The organism is Chryseobacterium sp. UNC8MFCol (assembly GCF_000482305.1).
GTDB classification, from domain to species: domain Bacteria; phylum Bacteroidota; class Bacteroidia; order Flavobacteriales; family Weeksellaceae; genus Chryseobacterium; species Chryseobacterium indologenes.
Window position 1 is genome coordinate 515127 of record NZ_AXUZ01000004.1, and the last position, 21885, is coordinate 537011.

General features: G+C 36.7%; 22 protein-coding genes and 1 tRNA gene. 11 read left to right on the forward strand and 12 right to left on the reverse strand.

All coding sequences use genetic code 11. The annotated features are described in order from the left end of the window. Positions 1-105: 105 nt before the first annotated feature. The 6 genes from M030_RS0105630 (at position 106) to M030_RS0105660 (ending at position 7295) form a co-directional block, all read left to right on the forward strand. Entirely contained in the window at positions 106-1065 is a 960-nt protein-coding gene (locus M030_RS0105630) for an SIS domain-containing protein (RefSeq protein ID WP_027372601.1), read from the forward strand. Positions 1066-1073: 8 nt separating this feature from the next. Further along, positions 1074-1637, forward strand: coding sequence for a Crp/Fnr family transcriptional regulator (locus M030_RS0105635; RefSeq protein WP_027372602.1), 564 nt, complete (start codon positions 1074-1076; stop codon positions 1635-1637). 96 nt (positions 1638-1733) lie between these two features. After that, on the forward strand, positions 1734-2420 hold the full coding sequence (locus M030_RS0105640; protein ID WP_027372603.1) for a type 1 glutamine amidotransferase domain-containing protein: 687 nt from the start codon (positions 1734-1736) through the stop codon (positions 2418-2420). Between the two features lie 205 nt (positions 2421-2625). Then, positions 2626-3453: a twin-arginine translocase subunit TatC gene (gene tatC, locus M030_RS0105645; RefSeq protein ID WP_027372604.1), complete on the forward strand. Its 828-nt coding sequence runs from the start codon at positions 2626-2628 to the stop codon at positions 3451-3453. Between the two features lie 154 nt (positions 3454-3607). After that, positions 3608-5239: a M1 family metallopeptidase gene (locus M030_RS0105655; protein WP_027372605.1), complete on the forward strand. Its 1632-nt coding sequence runs from the start codon at positions 3608-3610 to the stop codon at positions 5237-5239. Between the two features lie 199 nt (positions 5240-5438). Further along, on the forward strand, positions 5439-7295 hold the full coding sequence (locus tag M030_RS0105660) for a PDZ domain-containing protein (protein ID WP_027372606.1): 1857 nt from the start codon (positions 5439-5441) through the stop codon (positions 7293-7295). A gap of 58 nt (positions 7296-7353) precedes the next feature. On the opposite strand, the gene M030_RS0105665 is transcribed toward M030_RS0105660, so the two are convergent. The 4 genes from M030_RS0105665 to pepE form a co-directional block, all read right to left on the reverse strand. Then, positions 7354-8520, reverse strand: coding sequence for a sensor histidine kinase (locus tag M030_RS0105665; protein WP_027372607.1), 1167 nt, complete (start codon positions 8518-8520; stop codon positions 7354-7356). A gap of 9 nt (positions 8521-8529) precedes the next feature. Further along, complete coding sequence (dacB, locus tag M030_RS0105670; protein ID WP_027372608.1) at positions 8530-9903, reverse strand: D-alanyl-D-alanine carboxypeptidase/D-alanyl-D-alanine-endopeptidase; 1374 nt, start codon at positions 9901-9903, stop codon at positions 8530-8532. Positions 9904-10009: 106 nt separating this feature from the next. Beyond that, positions 10010-10873, reverse strand: a complete 864-nt coding sequence (locus M030_RS0105675) for a hypothetical protein (RefSeq protein ID WP_027372609.1) — start codon at positions 10871-10873, stop codon at positions 10010-10012. Beyond that, positions 10873-11565 (reverse strand): dipeptidase PepE, encoded by a 693-nt coding sequence (gene pepE, locus M030_RS0105680; protein WP_027372610.1) that lies wholly within the window; start codon positions 11563-11565, stop codon positions 10873-10875. Before pepE ends, M030_RS0105675 begins: the two co-directional genes overlap by 1 nt. Before the next feature lie 189 nt (positions 11566-11754). Between pepE and M030_RS0105685 the strand changes: the two genes are divergently transcribed. Next, entirely contained in the window at positions 11755-12315 is a 561-nt protein-coding gene (locus tag M030_RS0105685) for a tetratricopeptide repeat protein (protein ID WP_027372611.1), read from the forward strand. Between the two features lie 64 nt (positions 12316-12379). Here M030_RS0105685 and M030_RS0105690 read toward each other — a convergent pair whose 3' ends face one another. Continuing rightward, the gene (locus M030_RS0105690; RefSeq protein WP_027372612.1) at positions 12380-12868 is read right to left on the reverse strand and encodes a YdeI/OmpD-associated family protein; all 489 of its coding nucleotides are present in this window, start codon (positions 12866-12868) and stop codon (positions 12380-12382) included. Between the two features lie 208 nt (positions 12869-13076). On the opposite strand from M030_RS0105690, the gene fsa reads away from it, so the two are divergent. Further along, the gene (fsa, locus tag M030_RS0105695; protein WP_027372613.1) at positions 13077-13730 is read left to right on the forward strand and encodes a fructose-6-phosphate aldolase; all 654 of its coding nucleotides are present in this window, start codon (positions 13077-13079) and stop codon (positions 13728-13730) included. A 67-nt stretch (positions 13731-13797) separates the two neighbouring features. Here fsa and M030_RS0105700 read toward each other — a convergent pair whose 3' ends face one another. The 5 genes from M030_RS0105700 to M030_RS0105720 form a co-directional block, all read right to left on the reverse strand. Further along, positions 13798-14664: a GLPGLI family protein gene (locus M030_RS0105700; RefSeq protein WP_027372614.1), complete on the reverse strand. Its 867-nt coding sequence runs from the start codon at positions 14662-14664 to the stop codon at positions 13798-13800. Positions 14665-14686: 22 nt separating this feature from the next. Further along, positions 14687-15253 carry a sugar O-acetyltransferase gene (locus M030_RS0105705; protein WP_027372615.1) on the reverse strand — a complete coding sequence of 189 codons (567 nt, stop codon included), beginning with the start codon at positions 15251-15253 and terminating at the stop codon, positions 14687-14689. A 163-nt stretch (positions 15254-15416) separates the two neighbouring features. Next, the gene (locus tag M030_RS0105710) at positions 15417-16322 is read right to left on the reverse strand and encodes a GLPGLI family protein (RefSeq protein ID WP_027372616.1); all 906 of its coding nucleotides are present in this window, start codon (positions 16320-16322) and stop codon (positions 15417-15419) included. A gap of 53 nt (positions 16323-16375) precedes the next feature. Then, positions 16376-18247 (reverse strand): M56 family metallopeptidase, encoded by a 1872-nt coding sequence (locus M030_RS0105715; RefSeq protein ID WP_027372617.1) that lies wholly within the window; start codon positions 18245-18247, stop codon positions 16376-16378. Positions 18248-18252: 5 nt separating this feature from the next. After that, on the reverse strand, positions 18253-18618 hold the full coding sequence (locus M030_RS0105720) for a BlaI/MecI/CopY family transcriptional regulator (protein WP_027372618.1): 366 nt from the start codon (positions 18616-18618) through the stop codon (positions 18253-18255). 333 nt (positions 18619-18951) lie between these two features. Between M030_RS0105720 and M030_RS0105725 the strand changes: the two genes are divergently transcribed. Next, a complete protein-coding gene (locus M030_RS0105725) occupies positions 18952-19536 on the forward strand; it encodes a hypothetical protein (RefSeq protein WP_027372619.1) in 585 nt (194 codons plus the stop codon). Between the two features lie 331 nt (positions 19537-19867). Here the strand turns inward: M030_RS0105725 and M030_RS0105730 are convergent, their stop codons facing one another. Then, on the reverse strand, positions 19868-20314 hold the full coding sequence (locus M030_RS0105730; protein ID WP_027372620.1) for a GNAT family N-acetyltransferase: 447 nt from the start codon (positions 20312-20314) through the stop codon (positions 19868-19870). 173 nt (positions 20315-20487) lie between these two features. Here M030_RS0105730 and M030_RS0105735 point away from each other — a divergent pair, with 173 nt between their 5' ends. Both M030_RS0105735 and M030_RS0105740 read left to right on the forward strand, forming a co-directional pair. Next, positions 20488-21201 carry a 2OG-Fe(II) oxygenase gene (locus M030_RS0105735; protein WP_027372621.1) on the forward strand — a complete coding sequence of 238 codons (714 nt, stop codon included), beginning with the start codon at positions 20488-20490 and terminating at the stop codon, positions 21199-21201. A gap of 55 nt (positions 21202-21256) precedes the next feature. Beyond that, entirely contained in the window at positions 21257-21535 is a 279-nt protein-coding gene (locus M030_RS0105740; RefSeq protein ID WP_027372622.1) for an Ada metal-binding domain-containing protein, read from the forward strand. A gap of 267 nt (positions 21536-21802) precedes the next feature. Here the strand turns inward: M030_RS0105740 and M030_RS0105745 are convergent. Beyond that, a tRNA-Met gene (locus tag M030_RS0105745) sits at positions 21803-21875 on the reverse strand. Positions 21876-21885: the final 10 nt, after the last annotated feature.

The window sequence follows — 21885 nt, forward strand, 5'->3', positions numbered from 1 at the left end:
TTAAAATAAAAGCGAACGAATTTATAAAAAATAAAATTTATATTAAATATTCTTTTTAAAATATAACGTTTTTTAAGAACTTTTTTGTATACCTATCAAAGTAAAATGGAGAGAACCAACATTATATCAATTGCTAAAACTACTTTAGAAATTGAGATTGCAGAGCTTGAAAAATTAAAAAACAGAATTGATGATCAGTTTGCACAGGCCGTAGAGATCATTCATTCGGCAAAAGGGAAGCTGATTGTCGTAGGAATAGGAAAATCTGCCCACGTGGGGAATAAAATTGTTGCCACGTTAAACTCTACAGGAACTCCATCACAATTTCTTCACGCCTCAGAGGCTATCCATGGAGATTTGGGAGTTATTCAAAAACAGGATGTGGTTTTATGTATTTCCAATTCGGGAAATTCTCCTGAAATTGCCAACCTTGTTCCTTATTTAAAAGACTATTCTTCCGCATTGATCGGAATGACAGGCAATAAAAACAGTAAGCTTGCTGAGTTTTCTGAAATTATCCTGAATACTCATGTTGATGTAGAGGCCTGTCCCAACAAGCTCGCTCCTACCAGTTCTACCACCATTCAGATGGCATTGGGAGATGCTCTGGCAGTAGCGCTGATGGAACTTAATGATTTTAAAGCCAATGATTTTGCCAAGTTTCATCCGGGAGGCAGTTTAGGAAAGAACCTTACTTCAAGAGTTGAACAGTTTTTATCTTCACAGAAACCTCAGGTAGCTGAAGAAGCATCTATCAGAGATGTTATTATTTCGATCAGTGCCTCCAGCCATGGAATCACCGTGGTAACCAAAGATGATCAGATCATAGGAGTTATTACCGATGGTGATTTAAGAAGAATGCTGATGAAGGGAGAAGATATCACTAAAGTTCTGGCTAAAGATATTATGTCTGCTCATCCGAGAACCATTGAAAAAGAAGCTTTGGCCAAGGAAGCGATGAAGATTTTGAAAGAAAATAATATCGGGCAGCTGGTGGTTACCGAAAATGGTAAATATTTTGGAATCATCGACCTGCATAAATTACTTGATGAAGGAATAAATTAATCTCACCCATGAGCCATTTTCTGCAAACGCATATCCGGGAGATCATCTCTATCAGTGATGATGAGCTTGAAATGATACAAAATCTTTTCGACAAAAAGAAATTCAGGAAGAGGCAGTTTCTGATACAGGAGAATCAGCCTGTAAACGAGATTTATCTCATAGAAAAAGGTATTGTTAAAAGCAGTACCATTGATAGTACAGGGAAGGAGCATATCCTGCAGTTTGGAGCTCCTCATTGGTGGATTTCAGATTTTGCCGCTTTTTTTAAACAGGAAATCTCTTCATTGGCTGTTGATTGTATAGAAGACTCTGAAGTATATGCTATTTCGTATGAAAATTTAAACGCTCTTTGTTTACAACTGCCTGCAATGGAACATTTTTTCAGGATAAAATCCAACTTCGGGTATGTTGCCTTACAACAGAGAATCCTTTCATTGATGAGCAAAACAGCTAAAGAGCGATATGAAGATTTTGTAAAACAGTATCCCGGTTTTATGGATCATTTGCCCAAACAGCTTATCGCAAGTTACCTTGGTGTTTCAAGAGAGACATTAAGCAGATTATATTCTTAGGTGTGACCCAGGTCACATCTTTTTTTTGACCTATATCCTTATTCTGACCAGTATAAAAATGCAATCTTTGTATTATAATTTTTAAAACAAAAACAAATGAAAAAGAAAGCATTAATAGTAGTGACCAGTGTAGAAAAATATCCTGATATGGATAGAGCAACCGGGCTATGGCTGGGTGAAGCCGTTCATTTTTATGAGAAACTGCATGAAAAAGGATATGAAATTGACTTTGTAAGCCCGAAAGGAGGTTATACACCGCTGGACCCTATCTCTTTACAAATGTTTGTGCAGCCGGTAGACTGGAAATATTATGGGGACAACGTTTTCAGAGAAAAATTGGGAAATACTTTGAAGCCGGAAGACATTATCCCGGAAGACTACAGTGTCATTTACTATTCCGGAGGGCATGGTGTTGTATGGGATTTTCCTGATAATCAAGACTTACAGGATATAGCCAGAAAGATTTATGAAAACAACGGAATTGTTTCTTCCGTATGTCACGGTGCTGTAGGGCTTTTCAATATTAAACTTTCTGACGGAGAATTATTGATCAAAGGAAAAACACTGACCGGATTTTCAAATTCTGAAGAAATCGCAGCTGAACTTGCTGATCATATGCCTTATCTTACAGAGGATGTTTTGAAAAGCAAAGGTGCCCATTATGTAAAAGCTGACCAGGATTTTGTTCCTTTTGCCGTAGCAGACGGAAGGCTGATCACTGGGCAGAATCCTCAATCAGGAGGTGATGTAGCAGAAAAAGTATTAGAGATCCTCGAAAAATAATACACAACCTATTATTTTAAAAAATTTATACAACCGGGCAAGAAATTTGTCCGGTTGTCTAGATTTTTAAACAGTACAAAATTTCATTATCTCAAAACTTAAAAAACATAAGTAATAAATTCTAAATACTGATTATTATTTCATAATTTCGCAGACTTAAACTGCTTATCCCACAACGGTCGGCATTTTAAATAGATTCTATTATATGGACAATAATAAAGAAATGTCCTTTCTTGGGCATATTGGAGAATTAAGAGGGCACCTGGTCCGTTCGATTATTGCTATCGTAATTGCAGCTTTTGTGGTTGGATTTAATATCAACTGGATTATGGACCACATCTTTTTTGGTCCGACAAGAAATGATTTTCCTACCTTCAAAATTGTAAATCACTTTTCAAGAATGATTCTGGGAGAAGACAGCATTCACCTTCCTAAGGACTTTCCTGTACGTGTACAGAGATTGTATCAGCAGTTCAATGTCATGATGGCTGTTTCTGTTTTTGGAGGAATGGTTTTGGCATTTCCGTATATTGTTTGGGAATTATGGCGATTTATCGGTCCGGCTTTACATCCGAGAGAGAAAAAGAATTCAATCTATATCATCAATGCCGTGTGGATGCTTTTCATGACGGGAGTATTATGCGGATATTTTCTCATTCTTCCGTTCGCAGTCAATTTTGGAGTTATTTTTAAAATTTCAGACATTATTGTTCCTCTTTATGATTTAAGTGATTATACCACGTTGTTTTTACAGGTTGTTTTAGGGATGGGGGTTATTTTCTTATTTCCTATTCTGATTTATTTCCTTACCAGCATCGGAATTCTGACGCCGAAGTTTATGAAAACATATCGTCGTCACGCTATTGTTTTAATTATGGTGGTAGCGGCAATTATCACTCCGGCAGATGTTTTAAGTATGCTGATGGCTGCATTCCCATTACTTATTCTTTATGAATTCAGTATTATGATGTGTAGTTTCACTTATAAAAGGGTACAGAAAAGCAACGGAAATCTTCCTGCAGTACAAGAGTAATTGATCAAAATAAATATCAGGCCCGGCATTTCTGCCGGGCTTTTTTATGCTTTATACGATACTTTTTCCGGACTTATTTTAGATTTGTACTCTTTCTCAATTTTGCTGTTAATTAAATTTTCTATTTTTGAAAAGATTATTAATAATGTTTAAAATGAAAAAGCTGTCATATACACTTTTGTTTGTTTCCGCGGTTGCATTCGGTCAATTCTTTGAAAAAGATAAAGTTTTTACTAAACAGGATACTTTAAAAGGTTCCGATACTCAGTTCAGAAATTTCTGGGATGTCAAAAAATACGACCTTTCCGTAGAACCTGATTTTGCTAAGAAAAGTATTAAAGGAAATAATACAATCAGCTTTGAAATCATTAAAGACATTACCAATCCTGTTTTTCAGATTGACCTTCAGCAACCGATGAAAGCCGATAAGGTAACCGGAAACTTCCCCATTGCAAGCTATAAACAAGAAGGCGACTTCATTTTTGTTACTGCCAATAAAAAATTCAAAAAAGGAGAAAAATATAATATTGATGTCATATATTCCGGAAATCCGTTAATTGCCAAAAGAGCTCCATGGGACGGTGGCTGGGTTTTTGACAAAGATGAAAACGGAAATCCGTGGATGAGTGTTGCTGACGAAGGGATCGGAGCTTCCATCTGGCTTCCTACCAAAGATATATGGAGTGATGAGCCGGATAACGGAATCACGATGAAAATCGTTACTCCGAAAGATCTTGTAGGTGTGGGTAATGGAAGACTGATTGATAAAAAGACAGAAGGAAATAAAACAACCTATACCTGGGAAGTAAAAAATCCTATTAACGCCTACTCTATCATTCCTAATATCGGTAAATACGTAAATTTCAAAGATACTTTTGACGGAGAAAAAGGAAAGCTGGATTTAGATTACTGGGTATTGGATTATAATGTAGAAAAGGCAAAAAAGCAGTTCCAGCAGGTAAAACCAATGCTTTCTGCATTTGAATATTGGTTTGGCCCTTATCCTTTCTACGAAGATTCCTACAAACTGGTAGATTCTCCGTATCTGGGGATGGAACACCAGAGCAATGTAGCCTATGGTAATAATTATCAGAACGGTTATCGCGGAAAAGATTTATCCGGAACGGGAGTCGGCCTGCATTGGGATTATATCATCATTCACGAGAGCGGACACGAATGGTTTGCCAACAATATCACGGCAAAAGACCAGGCAGATATGTGGATCCATGAAAGTTTCACGATGTATTCAGAGGTTCTTTTCACAGAAAAATATATGGATAAAAAGTCGGCTGATACTTATATGATCGGTCTGAGACATGTTATCCAGAATGATGTTCCCATTATCGGGCAATACGGGGTAAGAAATGAAGGAAGTGGAGACATGTATCCCAAAGGAGCTAACATGCTTCATACCATGAGACAAGTGATCAATAATGATGAAAAATTCAGACAGATCTTAAGAGGACTGAGCAAAGAGTTTTATCATCAGACTGTTACTACAAAACAGATTGAGGATTATCTTTCTTCGCAGTCCGGAATTGATTTCTCAACCGTTTTTGACCAGTATTTAAGAACAACTAAAATTCCTACTCTTGAGTACACGCAAACCGGAAATTCGCTGAAATTCAGATATACGAATGTGGTAAAAAATCTGAAACTACCTGTTATCATTCCGGGAGAGCAGACCATCACTCCCACAGAAGAATGGCAGACTGTCAAGCTTAAAGGCACTAATCCTATTGAATGGAATAAAAACTATTACATCAACTACCAAAGTGTTGAATAAATAAATCCGAAGGGCAAAACTACATTTTGGGAGTTTTGCCCTTTTCTGTTTTTTTGATATCATATTCTCTGTTCATAATTTTCAGTACAATTGTATCGACCTTTCCTGATTGTACCTTTCAAATTTTAAGAAAAGTTTAATACTCCATCCCGTAACAAAATGAGTAAAAGAACAACTATTTAATATAAAATAAATCTTAATGAGAAAAATAGCACTTAGCTTAGGCCTTTTTGCCGCTTTTTTAGCGAATGCCCAGTCTATAAAAACAACGATTGACCTCGTTAACGTAAAAGATGATAAGGTAGCCGTTACGATGGAATTTCCGAAAATGAAATCCGGAGATATAAAGTTTCATTTCCCTAAAACGGTTCCGGGTACCTATTCTGAAGATGATTACGGAAGATTTATAGAAGGAATTAAATTCTATGACAATAAAGGCAATGAGCTTACCTATACAAAAGTTAACGACAATACATATGCACTGAAAAACGCTCAGAACCTCAGTAAAGTTTCCTATCTCGTCAACGACAGTTTTGATGAGGAAACGGATACCTCAAAACATAAGGCGGTCTTTTCTCCTTCAGGAACAGACATTGAGCAGGGAAAAGTTTTTATGATCAATACCCATGGTTTTGTAGGATATATTGAGAATATGCAGGATGTACCTTATCAGCTGATCATCCAAAAACCTACCGACTTCTATGGTACAACTGCGCTGGTAGATCAGGATAAGTCGGAATCTACGGATACTTTTACACTTGCTAATTATGCGAAAGTTACCGATTCCCCGCTGATGTATACAAAACCTGATTATATTACCTTCAACGCTGGAGGAATGGAGCTTGTACTGGGAGTGTATTCACCTACCGGAAAATATAAGGCTGCAGATTTCAAGGATAATCTGGAAAAAATGGTGATCGCTCAAAAAAAATTCCTTGGCGATATGAACACCAACAAAAAATACGCAATCATGCTGTATCTTTCCGGTGGTGACGGACCTCAGATCAAAGGCTTCGGAGCATTGGAACACCATGAATCCACAAGTGTGGTGCTTCCTGAAATGATGCCAAAAGATGCCATCGACAAAACCATTACCGATGTTGTTTCTCATGAGTTTTTCCATACTGTAAATCCATTGAAAACGCATTCTGAAGAGATTCATTATTTCAATTATGCAGATCCTAAAATGTCTCAGCACTTATGGATGTACGAAGGGGGAACTGAATATTTTGCCAATTTGTTCCAGATTCAGGAAGGGTTGATCAATAAAGATGAATTCCTGGAGAGGATCGGTGAGAAAATTGCCAACTCAAAAAATTATGATGATACCATGCCGTTTACGGTAATGAGTAAAAATGTGTTGAAAGAACCTTATAAAGATCAGTATAGAAATGTCTATGAAAAAGGAGCTTTGCTGGCCATGTGTCTGGATATTGAATTGAGAAAACTATCCAACGGTGAAATGGGCTACCGTGATATGATCCGAAAGCTGTCTCAGAGATTCGGAGAAAATAAACCATTCAAAGATGATAAACTTATAGACGAGCTGGTAACGGTAACGGGATATCCGCAGGTAAAAGATTTTTATAACAAATATATTGCAGGAAACCAGCCAACCCCTTATGCAGAATATCTGAATATGGTTGGCGTAGAGATCCAAAAACAGGAAAGCCGACCTATTTTCTGGTTTATCAAAAACCCTAATCAAACCGGATTTGATGATAAAAACAATGCCTTTGCATTTGATGAGAATTCAACATTGTCTCCATTTGCAAAAAGTATCGGATTTAAAATCACGGATCAGGTTCTTGCTTTAGACGGAAAAACGGTAGATATCAAAAAGGTTCAGGATTTCATCGGGTATACTCAAACCATTAAGGAGGGACAAGATGTTACGGTAACCATCCTTAGAGACAATGCCGGCAAGAAAGAGAAAATGACATTGAAAGGAAAAGCTGTCCTGGACAAGATGACCATGGAAACGCCTAAATTCAAGGCCAATCCAAGTCCGGCAGAATTGAAACTTCAAACTCAGTGGCTCACTGGTAAAAAATAATAAAAGCGGGGAAATTTCCCCGCTTTTATTTTATCTGATTTTACAGTATTATACTATTTTATGCTTTTCTGACAGTGATTCTAAAGGTACTTCCCTTTCCTATTTCTGTCTGGGAAATCTTAATATCACCATTGTGGTATTCATGAATGACCCTTCTTGCCAGTGACAATCCCAGTCCCCAACCTCTCTTTTTGGTTGAATATCCGGGTTTAAAAGCATTTCGTGCCTGCTGCTTGGTCATTCCGCTCCCGTTATCCTTTACTTCGACCAAAATATTTTTATTTCGTTCAAAGACCGACATGACAATGGCACCTTCTCCTTTCATAGCATCTACAGCATTTTTGACCAGATTTTCGATCACCCAGCTCATCAGGATTTTATTATGAGGAACCAGAACTTTATAGTTAGGAAGGTTTAAGGTAAAATTAACTTTTCTGGAAATCCTGGTTTTCAGATAATCATAATTCTCCTGGATCGTTTCATTAAAATCCAGGTCATTCAGTTCCGGGACAGATCCTATTTTTGAAAAACGTTCGGAAATAGTCCTCAGCCTTTCAATATCTTTTTCCATTTCATGTACTCCTTCAGAATCCGGGGTATCCAGCTTCATGATCTCCATCCAGCCGATCATGGAAGATAAAGGAGTACCGATCTGATGGGCAGTTTCTTTCGCCAGGCCGGCCCATAAATATCCTTCATCCGTTTTTTTTATCGTCCTGAAAAACCAGAAAGAAAAACCAAAATACAGCAGGATAAACAATCCCAGGATATAGGGTGAATATCTTAAATTATTAAGCAGCCGGGAATTATCGTAGAAAACAAACTGATTATTTCCGTCAGGTACTTTGATCTCAATCGGGTCGTAGTTTTTCTCCATATTCATGATCAGGCTTTGCAGCTTTTGAGGATCTTTTATGGTACTTTCAGGAATATTTCTGTAATATCCCAGATCAAGAATCGGGTTCTTGAATTTATCTGTGACGATGAACGGAATGGTATTATTGATATTGAGGATATCGGGCAGCAGATCAAGGACATCCGTATCCGGACTTTTTACTTCCTGCTGAATTCTTATCGCCTTAGAAAGAAGACTGATTCTTTTGATTTCTTCTTTTCTGAGAAAATTAATCAACGATGTGGATGCCACTATAATAGCGATGACCAGAGTAGTCATCACCACAAAAATAATCCAGTTATTGAGTCTGGTAAGTATTGATTTTCTCAAGCTATTTTTTTATTTTAAAATATTAAGGATTTTCTGTAGCTCTGCACTTCCGCTTCCCTGATAATTATTGATGATAATGGAAAACACATATTTTTTACCGTCTTTTGCCGTGTGATATCCTGCAAAAGATTTGGTATCTCGCATGGTACCGCTCTTCATCTTCATTCCGTTGTCCTGCATCGGAAATCCGTCATAGTAAGCGTCAAACCACAATTGTTTCTTAGCGTACAGCAATGCCTGAACCTCTGCCTTGGCAGAAACATAATTTTGTGGTGAAAGTCCGCTCCCGTCGGCAAAATTGATCATATTAGGGTTGATACCTTTTGCTTTCCAAAATTCTTTCAGATAGCTGACACCACTTTTGAAGCTGGAATTTCCCTTTTTTTCTTTTCCCAACGTTTTGATCAGGGTTTCACCATACATATTGATACTTTTTCTTAAAAACCAATATACTATTTTGTCTAAGGTCGGCGATTCGTAATGGAGAATGATATTATTTTTCGGAATCTCCGGTACAGGTTTTCCGTCCATTTCAAGCTGTGAACAGGTAAGTGTTTTTCCGGAAATTTCAATTCCTGACTCTTGCAGCCATTGTTTTACTTCGACGCCCAACTGCAGCGGAGGATTCGGGACAGAACCGGAAACCGTTACCGTTTTTCCTCCCGGAAGCATCCCGTTGATTAAAGCAACTCCAGAATGAGGAGCTGTAAAAATCAGGCTTTGATCAGAGCTTCCGCCGGTTTTCAGATCATTAAGCCATTTTACACCTTCCAACGGATATGAAAAGCTTTTAAAATCTGTTCCATTAATATTGATATCAAATTGATTTTCCCTCCAATTGATTCCCCAGACCCCGGCACCATAATAATTTCCTGAATCATCCCACGGCCATCCTCCCGGAATCGTCTGATGATCAAAATATGAATCGTCAATTACAAGATCTCCTGATATTTTTGTGATGCCGGCTTTTTTAACGGCTTCAATTAATTTCTTTTTAAAATTTTCAGGTTTGTAGGCTTCATACCTCCAGCTTCCTAATGTAGGATCTCCATTTGAGGTGATAAAAAGATTTCCGTTCAAAGTCCCACCAGACAGACTTCCTGAATAGCTGGAAGTTGTTTTGAAAGTATAGTTTTTCCCTAAGGTTTCCAAAGCAGCTCCTGCCGTAAAAATTTTTTGGGTAGAAGCCGTAGACAAACCTTTATTTCCCTGATATTCGTAGATAAAATTTCCGTTTTCGTCTGATACATAAAATGATAACGCAGAAGCAATGGCTGAAGAAGAATCCATAAGATCCTTAGTTGCTCTGTCCAATTTCTGGGCAATATTCTGAGCCGATACCATCTGTACCGAAAGAGTGAGAACTGCAAGTGTTTTTTTCATTGCATTGTTGTTTTGTGCTAAACTTTTGCTTGTATACCTGAACAATTACCTGTTTTGAGCAGCTATGTTTCAGGTTTACTTATTTTAAATTCTACATCAAATATAGTTAAAATAAAAGCTTTTTATATTCGTCCACATCAGCTGGTGTAAAAAGGATCCTGTGATTGTGAACCTTCTCAAATGAACGGTCACAGGTAAAAAGCTTTTCATGATCATCTTCATCGATGAAAAGATCTATTTGACATTCTTTTATATAATCTGATTTTCCGCTGTAATCTTCGATATGATATGGATACGCTCCCCAGGGCTCATGATGGCAACGTAAACAAGATGTATGATGAAGAGCTTTATTTCCGCAGATTTCACAATCTTTCAGGTTTAGAAACAAATCTGAAATGCTGCGCTGCATATCTTCCGGAAATACATGCCGGGGAATAATTTTCAAAAGCAGATAATAATTGGGTTCCTGCCATGAAAAACTAAACAGATCATTTTCATGAGCATATTCTTTCGTGTAAAGAAATAGTTGTTGAAGATCAAATCCGACCTCGGCTTTTACAACTTCATTTACATTCAGAATAATCTTATTGTTATAGCTGACATTAAGCTTTTCATCAATTTCCATTACCGGCTTCTGATCAAGATAGTGATTCATACACAAAGTCGTACGCCAGGAACCTGTTGTTCTTGTTTTACCTTCATGGCCACAAATCTCACATACTTCCCGGGATAAGTTCAAATATGTATTGGTGATCTTTTTAAAAGCGATATTCAATTCCTCATGTTCAGAATAAATAGCGCATCGCAATTCTCCGGATTCTTCTTTTCCAAATACATCATGATCTATATTCCATCCTGCATGAACCAGCTCAGCCAGCATTTCCCCGATCAGATCATTCCATCCGGTGCTGTTGACTGAAAAATTCTTCAGGTTGCGTTCTATAAAACGGCTGATGCCTTCCTCCTTCATTATAAGCTGCTTCCCGCTTCTATTTCATAAGGCTCTTTATCCTTTTCAAAAACCCTGGTAAGTTCGCTTCCTTCGACGGTGATCGTATCATTGATTCTCCTGATCCAGTTTCCTTCTCTGAGACCTACAACCTTCGTATCATTTTGTGTAAGGAATTCTTTGATTCTTGTTTCTCTTGTTTCCCCGTTGTGCTTCAGGTCCGGATTCGGATCAAGGTAATGAGGGTTAAGATTGAAGGGAACCAGTCCCATACAGTCAAAGCTCGAAGGATAAACGATCGGCATATCATTCGTCGTTTTCATATTCTGTCCGCCGATATTACTTCCTGCACTGCATCCGAGGTATGGTTTGCCATGGGTTACATTTTCCTTTAATACAGACATCAAACCCTCTTCGTGTAAGGTTTTAACCAATAAAAATGTATTTCCGCCACCGGTAAAAAATCCTTTTGCCTGATGTAAAGCTTCGATTTTATCTTCAAACTCATGAAGGCCTTTCACTTTGATATTAATGGTTTCGAAGAAAGAGCGGGCTTTGGCAGTGTAGTCTTCGTGTGAAATTCCGCCGGGTCTCGCAAACGGTACAAAAACGATTTCGTCAATTCCTGCATATAATGAAATAAGTTCGTCTCTTAAGTATTCCAGATATTCTCCACCGAAAAGTGTAGAAGTTGAAGCTAATATGATATTCATTGGAAGATTTTAAATTTAAAAAAGTTGAATGAACAAAGATAAAGCTCAATGGTAAACGAATCAAAAATTACATTAAAAAAAACAGGAAACCCGTTAATATTTTCTAAAAAAACCTAAAGCTTCTAAAATTTGAGGTTTTATGGAATTATTCTTGAACTTGAAAATTCAGAATTTTAAAAATATACGATTATGAAAATGCCGAAAGTTAATATTAAAAATCTTTTTGTAGGTTTAATACTTGTAGGAGGTGCAGGATTTGCCACTGCGCAAACTACTCAAGCGGATACCACCGCTAAAACAGCAAATACTGCAGCAACAGCTCAAACAACCCCTACGACTATTGAAGGTCTTAAAAAGCAAATTGAAGCCAATCCTAAGGATGCTGAGTCTTTAGCAAAACTGGCTACAGCATACCAGGAAGCTTCAGACTGGACGAATGCGATCGATACCTGGAAAAAAATATCTGTGTTGCTACCAGACTGGGCACCGGCATATTACAGCCAGGCCTATGCTTACCAGTCTGCAAAAGATGATGCCAACGCAAAACTTGCTTATGAAAAGTACATTGCAACGGTAAAACCTGAAGAGGTAGAGCAGAATAAGAAAAACCTTGCATACGCTTATTTCTATTTAGCCTTTACGGAACAGCAGACTGATCCTAACAAAGCTAAAGAACACATTGCTAAATCAATACAGTATGATCCATCTAATCAGGATGCTGTAAAACTTAGCAAAGCTTTAAATTCATAATAAGCAAAATCCGGAAAATTTTTCCGGATTTTTTTTATAGCTGAAATCAGTATTAATTTATTTTCTAATCAACCATTTTTCCAAAAAAGTCGGTTTCCCCGTGAAGATGCCGCACAATTTTTTCAATATTTCGCCGGATACTTACCTCGGTTTTTAAGTTGTTGATGTACCGGACTAATTCATTTTGTCTTGAAGGAGTCAGTTTTTCAAAATTTGCGGTCGCAAGAGTACTGTTTTTAATGGCTTCCTCCAACCCTGGATGAATAGAGATACTCCTGTCTGAATCATCATATTCAAGGTTTACCTCAATAACTTCGCCTATTCTTTTGGGTGAGTTTTTAAGCATTATGGTATTAATGTATAATCTCCATTCGCCTACATATTTCATTAGGTTCTGTTGAAATGCCTGTCCGTTGACCGTTCCTTTCACAGGAATCGGACTTTTACTTTTCCCTGCATCTTCAAATATTCTGGTCAGAATCTCTTCAGGAATAAAAACAAAGGGATTGATCCCAATGATATCCAGCGTCGCCGTGAAAGATTTATTTTTCATAATCTCGTTAAAGTTACAGGTAAAATTAGCAAATAGACTTTATATACTGAAAAATTTCTTTCACAACCCGTCAAGTTTAAACTCTTCGATCCGTTGACACATCAACTCTGAAAATCGTGCTTTCCTTAACACTCATTCCCAAAAATTCATGCCACAGAACTCAATTAATTCCATTATCTTTGTACCCATAAATCTTTAATGTAACGAAATGAAATTTTTTATTGACACAGCTAATTTAGAGCAAATCAAGGAAGCCAGAGATCTTGGAATCTTAGATGGTGTAACGACTAACCCGTCATTAATGGCTAAGGAAGGAATTCAGGGAGCTGAAGCAATCAAAAACCATTATAAAACAATCTGCGAGCTTGTAGACGGAGATATTTCTGCAGAAGTACTTTCTACAACTTATGAAGAAATGATTAAAGAAGGCGATGAACTGGCTGCTATTCACCCGAATATCGTAGTAAAGATCCCCATGATCAAAGACGGTATCAAGGCTTTAAAATATTTTTCTGATAAAGGAATCAAAACGAACTGTACATTGATTTTTTCAGTAGGACAGGCACTTTTGGCAGCTAAGGCAGGAGCTACCTATGTTTCTCCATTCTTAGGAAGATTAGATGATATCTCTACAGACGGATTAAACCTTATCCAGGAGATCAGATTAGTTTTTGACAATTATCTATTTGAGACTGAAATCCTTGCAGCATCTATCCGTCATTCAATGCATATCATTGACTGTGCTAAAATCGGAGCTGATGTTATTACGTCTCCACTTCCTCCGATCTTGAGCTTACTGAAACACCCGTTAACAGACAGCGGATTGGCTCAGTTTATTGCAGATTCTCAGAAATTGGCATAGAATAATTTTCAATCAGATATAAAAAACCCGGAACGAACTTCCGGGTTTTATTTTATGATCCGTTTCCTTATTGCAACAGATCTAATTCAATAATATTATTTTCTTTTTTCAGGTTATCCTTCATCATTTTTTCCCGGTCATTTACTCTGCCTTTACGGTCTGTCAGTTTTCCGGATTCATCTATTTCCTGAACAATAATTCCCTGTGCCATCATCTGCCTTTCACTTTTCATAGGATCAGCAAGATAATCCTTAAAGACTTTTTTATATTTTACTTCATTCAACGTCACCAGCTGATTAAACCGCTCTTTCTCTTTTGTACTTTGCCACACATAGTTTGCGGGAAGTTTTTTACTCCCTTTTAATTCAAAAGAATGGGTCTTGGTAGCATCTTCAAGTTTTACGATTAGTCCCGGAAGACCATAAAATTTATACGGTCCGTCCTGAATGGGTAAATCTGTTGTAAACCAGGCAGTCCATTTCCTTCCTCCAAAGTCACAAAGTGCTTTCTGCGCAATGAATCCCCCTACTTTTTGCTTATCTGAAAGGATCTTCCAATCCTGTTTTCTGCTATCCTGAACCATATATTCATCAGCAGCCAGGTTGTTGAAAAAAATCACCGAATAATCCGGATACATTTTTTCAACACTATAATAAACTTTGCCTTTACTTTTAATTTTTGAAAAATCAATCTCAGAGCTTTCTGCCTTAAGTTGTTTTTCCATGGTAGCGGCCATAAGGGAATCTGTTTCAAAAGAATCTTTACTGTAGAATTTCGAGCCCTTGGGCGCAATATCTAAAAGCATCATTTCAGTTTCAGGTTTATTTTTAGCCGTAGAATCTAAAATGTATTTGTACTCATAAATAAATCTTTGATTCTGAGCATTCATTACCAGAGCTAATAGCAGTATAAAAACGGTGACTGATTTTTTCATATTTATTTTGGTTTCATGGTTTTTAGATTTCTCCGGTACTATGCTTTATGATTTTACAAGGGTTTCCTACGGCAACAACATTGTCAGGAATATCTTTGGTAACGACACTACCCGCGCCTATCACAGAATTATTTCCGATAGAGACTCCGGGTAATACAACGACGTTCCCTCCAAACCAAACGTTATTTCCTACCGTAATGGGATGTGCATATTCCAGGCCTTCATTTCTCTGTTGAACGTCCAGCGGGTGGCCGGCGGTATAAAAACTGCAATTGGGGCCAATAAAAACATTGTCTCCGAATTTTACTTTTGCGCAATCCAAAATAATCAGATTATGATTGGCATAAAAGTTCTCTCCTACTTCAATATTGTAGCCGTAATCACACCAAAAGGAAGGTTCAATACAGATATTCTCTTTTATATTACCTATAATTTTCTCCAGCGCTTTTCTTCTTCCGTCTGCATCAGAATTTTTCAATCCGTTATACTCCAGACACAAATCTTTACAGGCAATACGTTCATTGATTAATTCTTTATCGTAATTGGCATTATACAGCAATCCTTGCGCGCATTTCTCTTTTTCCGTCATAATAAGAAGTTCTAGTTTAATATCCTCCGAAAGGTACAAGTTTTCTGTGAATCAATTTGATAATCATCTTTTAATAAAAGTATTCCACTTTATGTCTGATACCTATCTAAACAAAAAGAGAAGTCATGTTGCTGACTTCTCTTTTCGTTTAATACCAATATTTTTAGTTCACCAGATCCGGTTCAATCGGGTTATTGTCCTTCTTCAACATTTCTTTCGTTCTTTTTTCCATTTCCCTGAATACCTGGCTGGGGTCAGAGATTTCTTTCCCGTCTGATGTTTTTACTTTAAAAGCGACTTTAGTTCCCGGCTCACCGCCATTTTTCATCATAAGTTCCCTCATATTTTTGGTTGGATCATTCACATAAGCTTTCCAGGCTTTTCTGAACTGATCTTTGGACACCTCAATTTCTTTTCCGCCGAATCCCAAAACTTTCACATTCTCAGGCATCTGCAATTCCTTCTCTGTAGCCGGAGATTTTACCATTGTATTTCCTACCAGCATCATGCTGTGAGAGCCGGTGGTATCTTCCAGCTTTACAATAAGTCCCGGAAGACCATAAAAAACGTATGGACCATCCTGAAAAGGAATATCTGTTGAAAACCAGGCTATCCAATCTCTTCCTCCAAAATTTGCGGATGCCTTTTGGGCATTGTATGCCCCTATTTTTTGTTTATCAGGTAATATTTTCCAGTCCGGTTTCTTATCCTCACGGATTTTGTAGTGATCCATAGAAATACTTCTGAACAGATACGTTTTGAAATCCGGGTATTGTTTGGTGACTTTATAAGAGATCTGTCCCGGTTTTTCACGTCTGTTGACGCTTATATTTCCTCCTCCGTTCTGCAGTTGTTTTTCAAGTTCTGCTCTGCTGATGGAGTCTGCTACAAATTTGTCATGGCTGTAGTAGTTTGATCCGTTTTTGTCAATATCCAGCAACATCATTTCCTTTTTTACTTCTTCTTTATGATCAGAATCGGGGATAAACTTGTACTCGTAAAAAAAACGGTTGACCTGAGCCCCTGCAAAGCTTCCCAATAACAAAAAAAATAGAATATTATTTTTCATATGCTGTAATAAAAAGCTTTGCCAATGGTATATTGACAAAGCCTGATGAAACTTTATTTCTTTGTCTGAATTCTTATCTCGTCATCTGTACCTTTTGCAAGATTCCTTTTGTTAACATTAATACTTGCAATTATATCCGGGTTTAAGGCATTAGCTTCTTCTTTAGAAACCGGTCTTTCGTCAATATAGTATTTTATATTATCCGGTCCGATTACCTTGAATTTTTTAATTCCATTCAAGCCTACATTTCCATTCCCGTCTTTTTTAATGTAATCCGCCTGCATAATCATTACTCTGGGAGAGCTGTTAGTGGTCGTAAAACTCATATTTTTGAAATTGCTTACACTTTCTTTAGCGAGTTTTTCTGCTTCCACCCTTGCCTTTTCAGCTTCTTTTCTAATATGATCAGCATCGATTCTGATCCTGTCACTTTCGCCTCTCATTTTGTCTGCTTCCTTCCTGGCTTTTTCACTTTCTTTTCTAGCTTTCCGGCTTTCTTTCAAAGCTATTTTAGCTTGTTTCATTGCTTTTCGTACCTCTTCTTTTTCCTTTGAACTCAGATCATTAAAATTAGATACATTCTTAGTATTAAAATACATCACTTTTGGGCTTTTGGGAGCAAGAGGAGCAGCTGGAGGTGTAGAAGAAGTATTTTCTGGAGCTACGGGAGGATCAGGGAAATCAACATCTATATCGATATTGGAGAGATCCGGAATTTCGACCTTCATATTCTCCAATGCCTGCATTTTATATTTCCATTCAGGAGATTTGAAATATTCAGTGGTCGCTTTCAGAGCTTTATTATCTGCCAGTTTTCCTATTTCTGAGGAGAGTTCATTGATTTCTTTAATTTTTTTGTTAAAGGCAACACTTCCCGGCTTTAATTTATCAAGTTCTTTACCTTTTCTATCAATTTTCTTTTCTATTTCTGCCAGCTTTTTCTCATCATCCGGATTCATTGCCTTTGCATCAGGGATTTCCTGTATGGTTTTAACAGATTTTACAGTATCTTTCTGTAGCTGTGATACGGCTTGTTTAATAGAAAGATTAGTTTTTTCAATCTCATTGTTTTTTGCATTGACCAGATAAGCAAAAGCAATCGTGAATACAACCGGTAAGGCAAAAATTCTTCGCGCATATCCGAATTTGGTTTTTGGTTTTTGTAACATCTTAAGTCTTTTTTTAAGGTTTGAACTTAGAAACGGACTGGCGGCAGGCAACTGTGTTCCGGAAAAGTGGCTTGCCAAAAGCATCTGCGCAAATGCTTTAGTGTCCGAATGTTTTACGGCTTTTTTATCAGCCAGATATTCATGTATTAAGTTAATTTCTTTTTTAATTAAATAGAAAAACGGATTGAACCAGAAAATGGAGGTAATCACTTCAATAAAGATTTTATCGAATGAGTGTTTCTGCTCAATATGTACCATTTCGTGCTTTAATATCTGTTTTCCTACTTCAGAATTCAATAGGATTGTATTCTTCCAGAAAAGATTTTTAAAGTATGAAAAAGGGGCTTCATCCAGGTTTGTACGGTAAAAATTGATTCCGTCAAAGCTTTCTTTCTGAAACTGTTTTTTAAACTGCTGGATTTTAAAAATCCCGAAGATCAGCTTTCCTAGCAGATAGAAAGAAACCAGTCCCAGAGCTGAAATAATAATGTTAAAATAAAGGTTACCATTGTTTAAGTTTTTTTCTGTATTAAAATTCTGAATTTTATCAAGAAGCATATACATCTCATTATTTACCTCTATCGTAAAATCTTCTACTTTGATAAGCGGCAGCAGCAGCGATATGAGCATGGCAGACAACAGATAAAATCTGTTATAATGATGAAACGTCTTGTCTTTTAAAGACAACTGATAATACAAAAACGTTACACCCGAACATACAATTACTTTTCCAAAATACAGAAATAAGGCTTCCATGGTAATTAATCTTTGTTTTTAAGTTCATCCAATAACATTTCAAGATCTTCAACCGTCATTTCATTCTTTTCTACCAAAAATGAAACGGCACTCTTGTAGGAACCTTTAAAATAGTTTTTCACAAGACTTTTCATTGTTTTCCCCGAATATTGTTCTTTGGAGACCAGCGGAAAATATTCGTGTTGTCTTCCATGTACCCTGAAGTCTACAAATTCTTTGTCCTTCAATACCTTTAAAATGGTAGAAACGGTGTTTGTATGAGGCTTGGGCTCGGGGAAAAGATCAAGAATATCTTTAAGAAATCCTTTTTCAATTTTCCATACATACTGCATAACCTGTTCTTCTGCTTTGGTTAAAGTCTGAATTTTCATATCTTGTTCTTTATGTATAACGATGTAAAATCAATTAATTTTTATATCACTAATAAATTAGTTATACAAATGTAGAAATAAATTTCAACTGAACAACTATTTTTTTAGTGATAAAACAAACTAAAAACATAAAACATTGATAATCAGTTGTATATATTTAAATAAAATATGTTGATTTTATAATATACTGAAATCATTACCTATCTAATCAGTAGTAAAATAACTATTTTCAGTTCAAATTCTTAAAACTTGTTAAATTTTATTAAATAAAATTAAAATGAAATTTGTTTTAACCGGGAAATTATATTTATTTTAGTGCTTTAAAAATTTCTCATGAAAAGATATAATTTATTGATTGTACTATTACTGCTCATTTTTAACGTTACAACGGCACAAAAGAAAAGCGCTTCTCCTGCTGCGGATCTTAGCATATTAAAGGATACAAAATCAAAAATCGAAGCTACGGTTCCATTGGTTATTAAGCATCTTCAGGCTATTGCCACTAAAGAAGGAGACAATAATATCGTCAACAATGGGAAAATTGCCGTAGGTAAAGAATATGGCATTTTAGAATCCGAATGGTATTTATACAGAAACAACATGAAAAACTGTATTTTAAACAATTCTTCAAAAAAAGCTAAAAAATGTATGGAATACCATACTCAGTATTTAAGAAATACCTTTATCAATTACAACAATTATATTTCAAACCTTACAAGAAAGAATGGATATCTGGGAGTGGAAGGAGATACAAAATTCGATTTTAAACCTGCAGATCTTACGACAAAATTAAGTGAAGCTTACGCTAATGCCAGTGATGCGGCGGGAAGAATGAAAGCAGATCAGAAAAGAGAATTCCTGGGACAAACCATGTCTGATGATAACAAGCTTACCCCATATGCTCAGCTTGCTCAGTAAAATCAACTGACAACAACATAAAAAGAGAACTGCATCTGCGGTTCTCTTTTTTTATATAAAGCAACAAACCTCCGCCAAAAAGCAGTTTTGTGGTACTAATCATAAAACTTCGGGGAAAAAGTAGAAATCGGCGGAGATTTTATTGCAAGCTCTCACAGGATCAAACTGTCCTACCCATGACCTGTAAGAGCGATACAAAAATAGAATAAGTGTTCTACTTGTAGGAAGAACGGCTGTAGAATTAAATGTTATGAGTTGTAGAACTAATACTACTTAAGAAGCAAAATCCAGGCATTCCAGGCAGAAAGACAGGAAATTTTTCATCTCAAGGCTATCTCCACCAGTGGTAATAATTGTGCAACCCGTCATATTCAAATCCACAACGAGGATATAATGAATTTCCTATATCATTGGTTTTCTCTGTCTCCAACATCAATCCACAGGCCCCTGTTTCTTCACACCATTGCTTACTGCGGTCTATTAATGCAACAGATAATCCTTTTCCTCTGTGATCCGGATGTACAAACAGATCACTCAGCAGCCATTGCTTTTGTAATTTTGTATAATGGAACAGTTTATAGAGCTGAACAAAGCCTACTGCTTTTCCGTCTGCTACAGCCAGAAAAATATCAGACTCGCTGTTTAAAAACCTTTCTTTGAGAAAAGCTTTTCCTTTTTCCACATCAGATTCCTGTCTGTAAAAGATGCGGTAAAGATTAAATAATTCTGCGGTTTCATCAAGATCCTCAAGGCTTGCTTTTTTAATACTGTAATTCATCGTTATATTTATTTTGTTTAACCCTGCAAAAGTATCCGTAATGAGGGTTCTCCAGATCATCCAGATTAAAGCTATATCAATAGTCCAGTACTTTACAGCAAGCTAAATACCGCAAGTTTCGGATTTTATTTCTGAAAACGGCTGACGATCTTTGCAGGATAAAAACAAAGTAAATGACATCAATAGCTGATAAAATAAAACATGCCGGTTGGCCAACTATCACAGAAGAAATGCATCAAAACGGATATTCTGTCATTTCCGGATTATTATCTGACGATGAATGTGATTCGCTGATCGCAGCTTATCATCAGCCTTCTCTATACCGTAAAACAGTCGTTATGGCCAGGCATCGTTTCGGTCTGGGTGAATATAAATACTTTAATTATCCCCTTCCTGATCTGATTCAGAACCTGCGGACCCACCTATATCCTTATCTCGCATCTATTGCCAATGCATGGTTTAAAGCATTACACCTGGACATTCATTATCCTCATCAACATTCGGAATTCTTGCAGGAATGCCATTCAGGAAACCAGGAAAAAGCTACTGTTTTGATTTTAAAATATGAAAAAGGAGGCTTCAATACTTTGCATCAGGATTTATACGGAGATATTTATTTTCCGATTCAGATTGTAATAATGTTAAGTGACCCAGATAAAGATTTTACCGGTGGGGAATTTGTATTAACCCAGCAGGTTCCGAGGGCACAATCCAAAGCAATTGTTTTGAAACCTAAAAAAGGGGATGTTCTTATTTTCACTACACATTTTAAACCTGAAAAAGGAAGCAAAGGATACTATAGGGTCAATATGAAACACGGTGTCAGCGAAGTTAAACAGGGAAACCGCTATGCCCTGGGAATTATTTTCCATGATGCAATGAGCTAGCCATACGATCTATCTGAGTACTTTTTATCACAAATTTAAAAATTAAATATCAATCATGGTCCATCATTCTGAACTATCTGCCAAAAGCTTAAGAAGTAAAATCCATAACCGTGAAATTTCTTTTGGAGGAAATAAAAAACTCAAGATTTACGGACGACTGAGTTGCCGGTCGGGAAAAAGAATGAAAATTGAAAACAGGATTTTCTTCACAGATGAAAAAGAAGCTGTAAAAAACAATTTCCGTCCCTGCGCACACTGTATGAAAGAAGCATATGATAAATGGAAATATATAATGGATCAGTCTCCAAAATCGGGAAATCCGGAATATTTATAACCATATCATTTACATATCATGCAAGGTTCAATTTCTTATGTTAAACTTTAAGGAGGCAAAGATAGGGATCAATTGTATTGATACTTTCAAAGTGCATGCATATCCATGCAGCTTCATCATTGACTTTGCGGCTTTCTTAGATCCTTTATCAATAAAAATCGTATCTTATATTTTTGCGCCTGATCTCTTTTTTGAGACAAACCCCATACATATTTGAATAATGGAATAAAAAAAGAGAAGCAATATTGTATTGCTTCTCTCGTATAGTAGCGGGAACCGGACTCGAACCGATGACCTTCGGGTTATGAGCCCGACGAGCTACCTACTGCTCCATCCCGCGGTGTATTTTT

Excerpts from the sequence above, each read along its gene's own strand:
- M030_RS0105630 (WP_027372601.1), top strand. The coding sequence starts at position 106 with ATGGAGAGAACCAACATTATATCAATTGCTAAAACTACTTTAGAAATT.
- M030_RS0105635 (WP_027372602.1), top strand. The coding sequence starts at position 1,074 with ATGAGCCATTTTCTGCAAACGCATATCCGGGAGATCATCTCTATCAGT.
- M030_RS0105640 (WP_027372603.1), top strand. The coding sequence starts at position 1,734 with ATGAAAAAGAAAGCATTAATAGTAGTGACCAGTGTAGAAAAATATCCT.
- tatC (WP_027372604.1), top strand. The coding sequence starts at position 2,626 with ATGGACAATAATAAAGAAATGTCCTTTCTTGGGCATATTGGAGAATTA.
- M030_RS0105655 (WP_027372605.1), top strand. The coding sequence starts at position 3,608 with ATGAAAAAGCTGTCATATACACTTTTGTTTGTTTCCGCGGTTGCATTC.
- M030_RS0105660 (WP_027372606.1), top strand. The coding sequence starts at position 5,439 with ATGAGAAAAATAGCACTTAGCTTAGGCCTTTTTGCCGCTTTTTTAGCG.
- dacB (WP_027372608.1), bottom strand. The coding sequence starts at position 9,903 with ATGAAAAAAACACTTGCAGTTCTCACTCTTTCGGTACAGATGGTATCG.
- M030_RS0105675 (WP_027372609.1), bottom strand. The coding sequence starts at position 10,873 with ATGAAGGAGGAAGGCATCAGCCGTTTTATAGAACGCAACCTGAAGAAT.
- pepE (WP_027372610.1), bottom strand. The coding sequence starts at position 11,565 with ATGAATATCATATTAGCTTCAACTTCTACACTTTTCGGTGGAGAATAT.
- M030_RS0105685 (WP_027372611.1), top strand. The coding sequence starts at position 11,755 with ATGAAAATGCCGAAAGTTAATATTAAAAATCTTTTTGTAGGTTTAATA.
- M030_RS0105690 (WP_027372612.1), bottom strand. The coding sequence starts at position 12,868 with ATGAAAAATAAATCTTTCACGGCGACGCTGGATATCATTGGGATCAAT.
- fsa (WP_027372613.1), top strand. The coding sequence starts at position 13,077 with ATGAAATTTTTTATTGACACAGCTAATTTAGAGCAAATCAAGGAAGCC.
- M030_RS0105700 (WP_027372614.1), bottom strand. The coding sequence starts at position 14,664 with ATGAAAAAATCAGTCACCGTTTTTATACTGCTATTAGCTCTGGTAATG.
- M030_RS0105705 (WP_027372615.1), bottom strand. The coding sequence starts at position 15,253 with ATGACGGAAAAAGAGAAATGCGCGCAAGGATTGCTGTATAATGCCAAT.
- M030_RS0105710 (WP_027372616.1), bottom strand. The coding sequence starts at position 16,322 with ATGAAAAATAATATTCTATTTTTTTTGTTATTGGGAAGCTTTGCAGGG.
- M030_RS0105715 (WP_027372617.1), bottom strand. The coding sequence starts at position 18,247 with ATGGAAGCCTTATTTCTGTATTTTGGAAAAGTAATTGTATGTTCGGGT.
- M030_RS0105720 (WP_027372618.1), bottom strand. The coding sequence starts at position 18,618 with ATGAAAATTCAGACTTTAACCAAAGCAGAAGAACAGGTTATGCAGTAT.
- M030_RS0105725 (WP_027372619.1), top strand. The coding sequence starts at position 18,952 with ATGAAAAGATATAATTTATTGATTGTACTATTACTGCTCATTTTTAAC.
- M030_RS0105730 (WP_027372620.1), bottom strand. The coding sequence starts at position 20,314 with ATGAATTACAGTATTAAAAAAGCAAGCCTTGAGGATCTTGATGAAACC.
- M030_RS0105735 (WP_027372621.1), top strand. The coding sequence starts at position 20,488 with ATGACATCAATAGCTGATAAAATAAAACATGCCGGTTGGCCAACTATC.
- M030_RS0105740 (WP_027372622.1), top strand. The coding sequence starts at position 21,257 with ATGGTCCATCATTCTGAACTATCTGCCAAAAGCTTAAGAAGTAAAATC.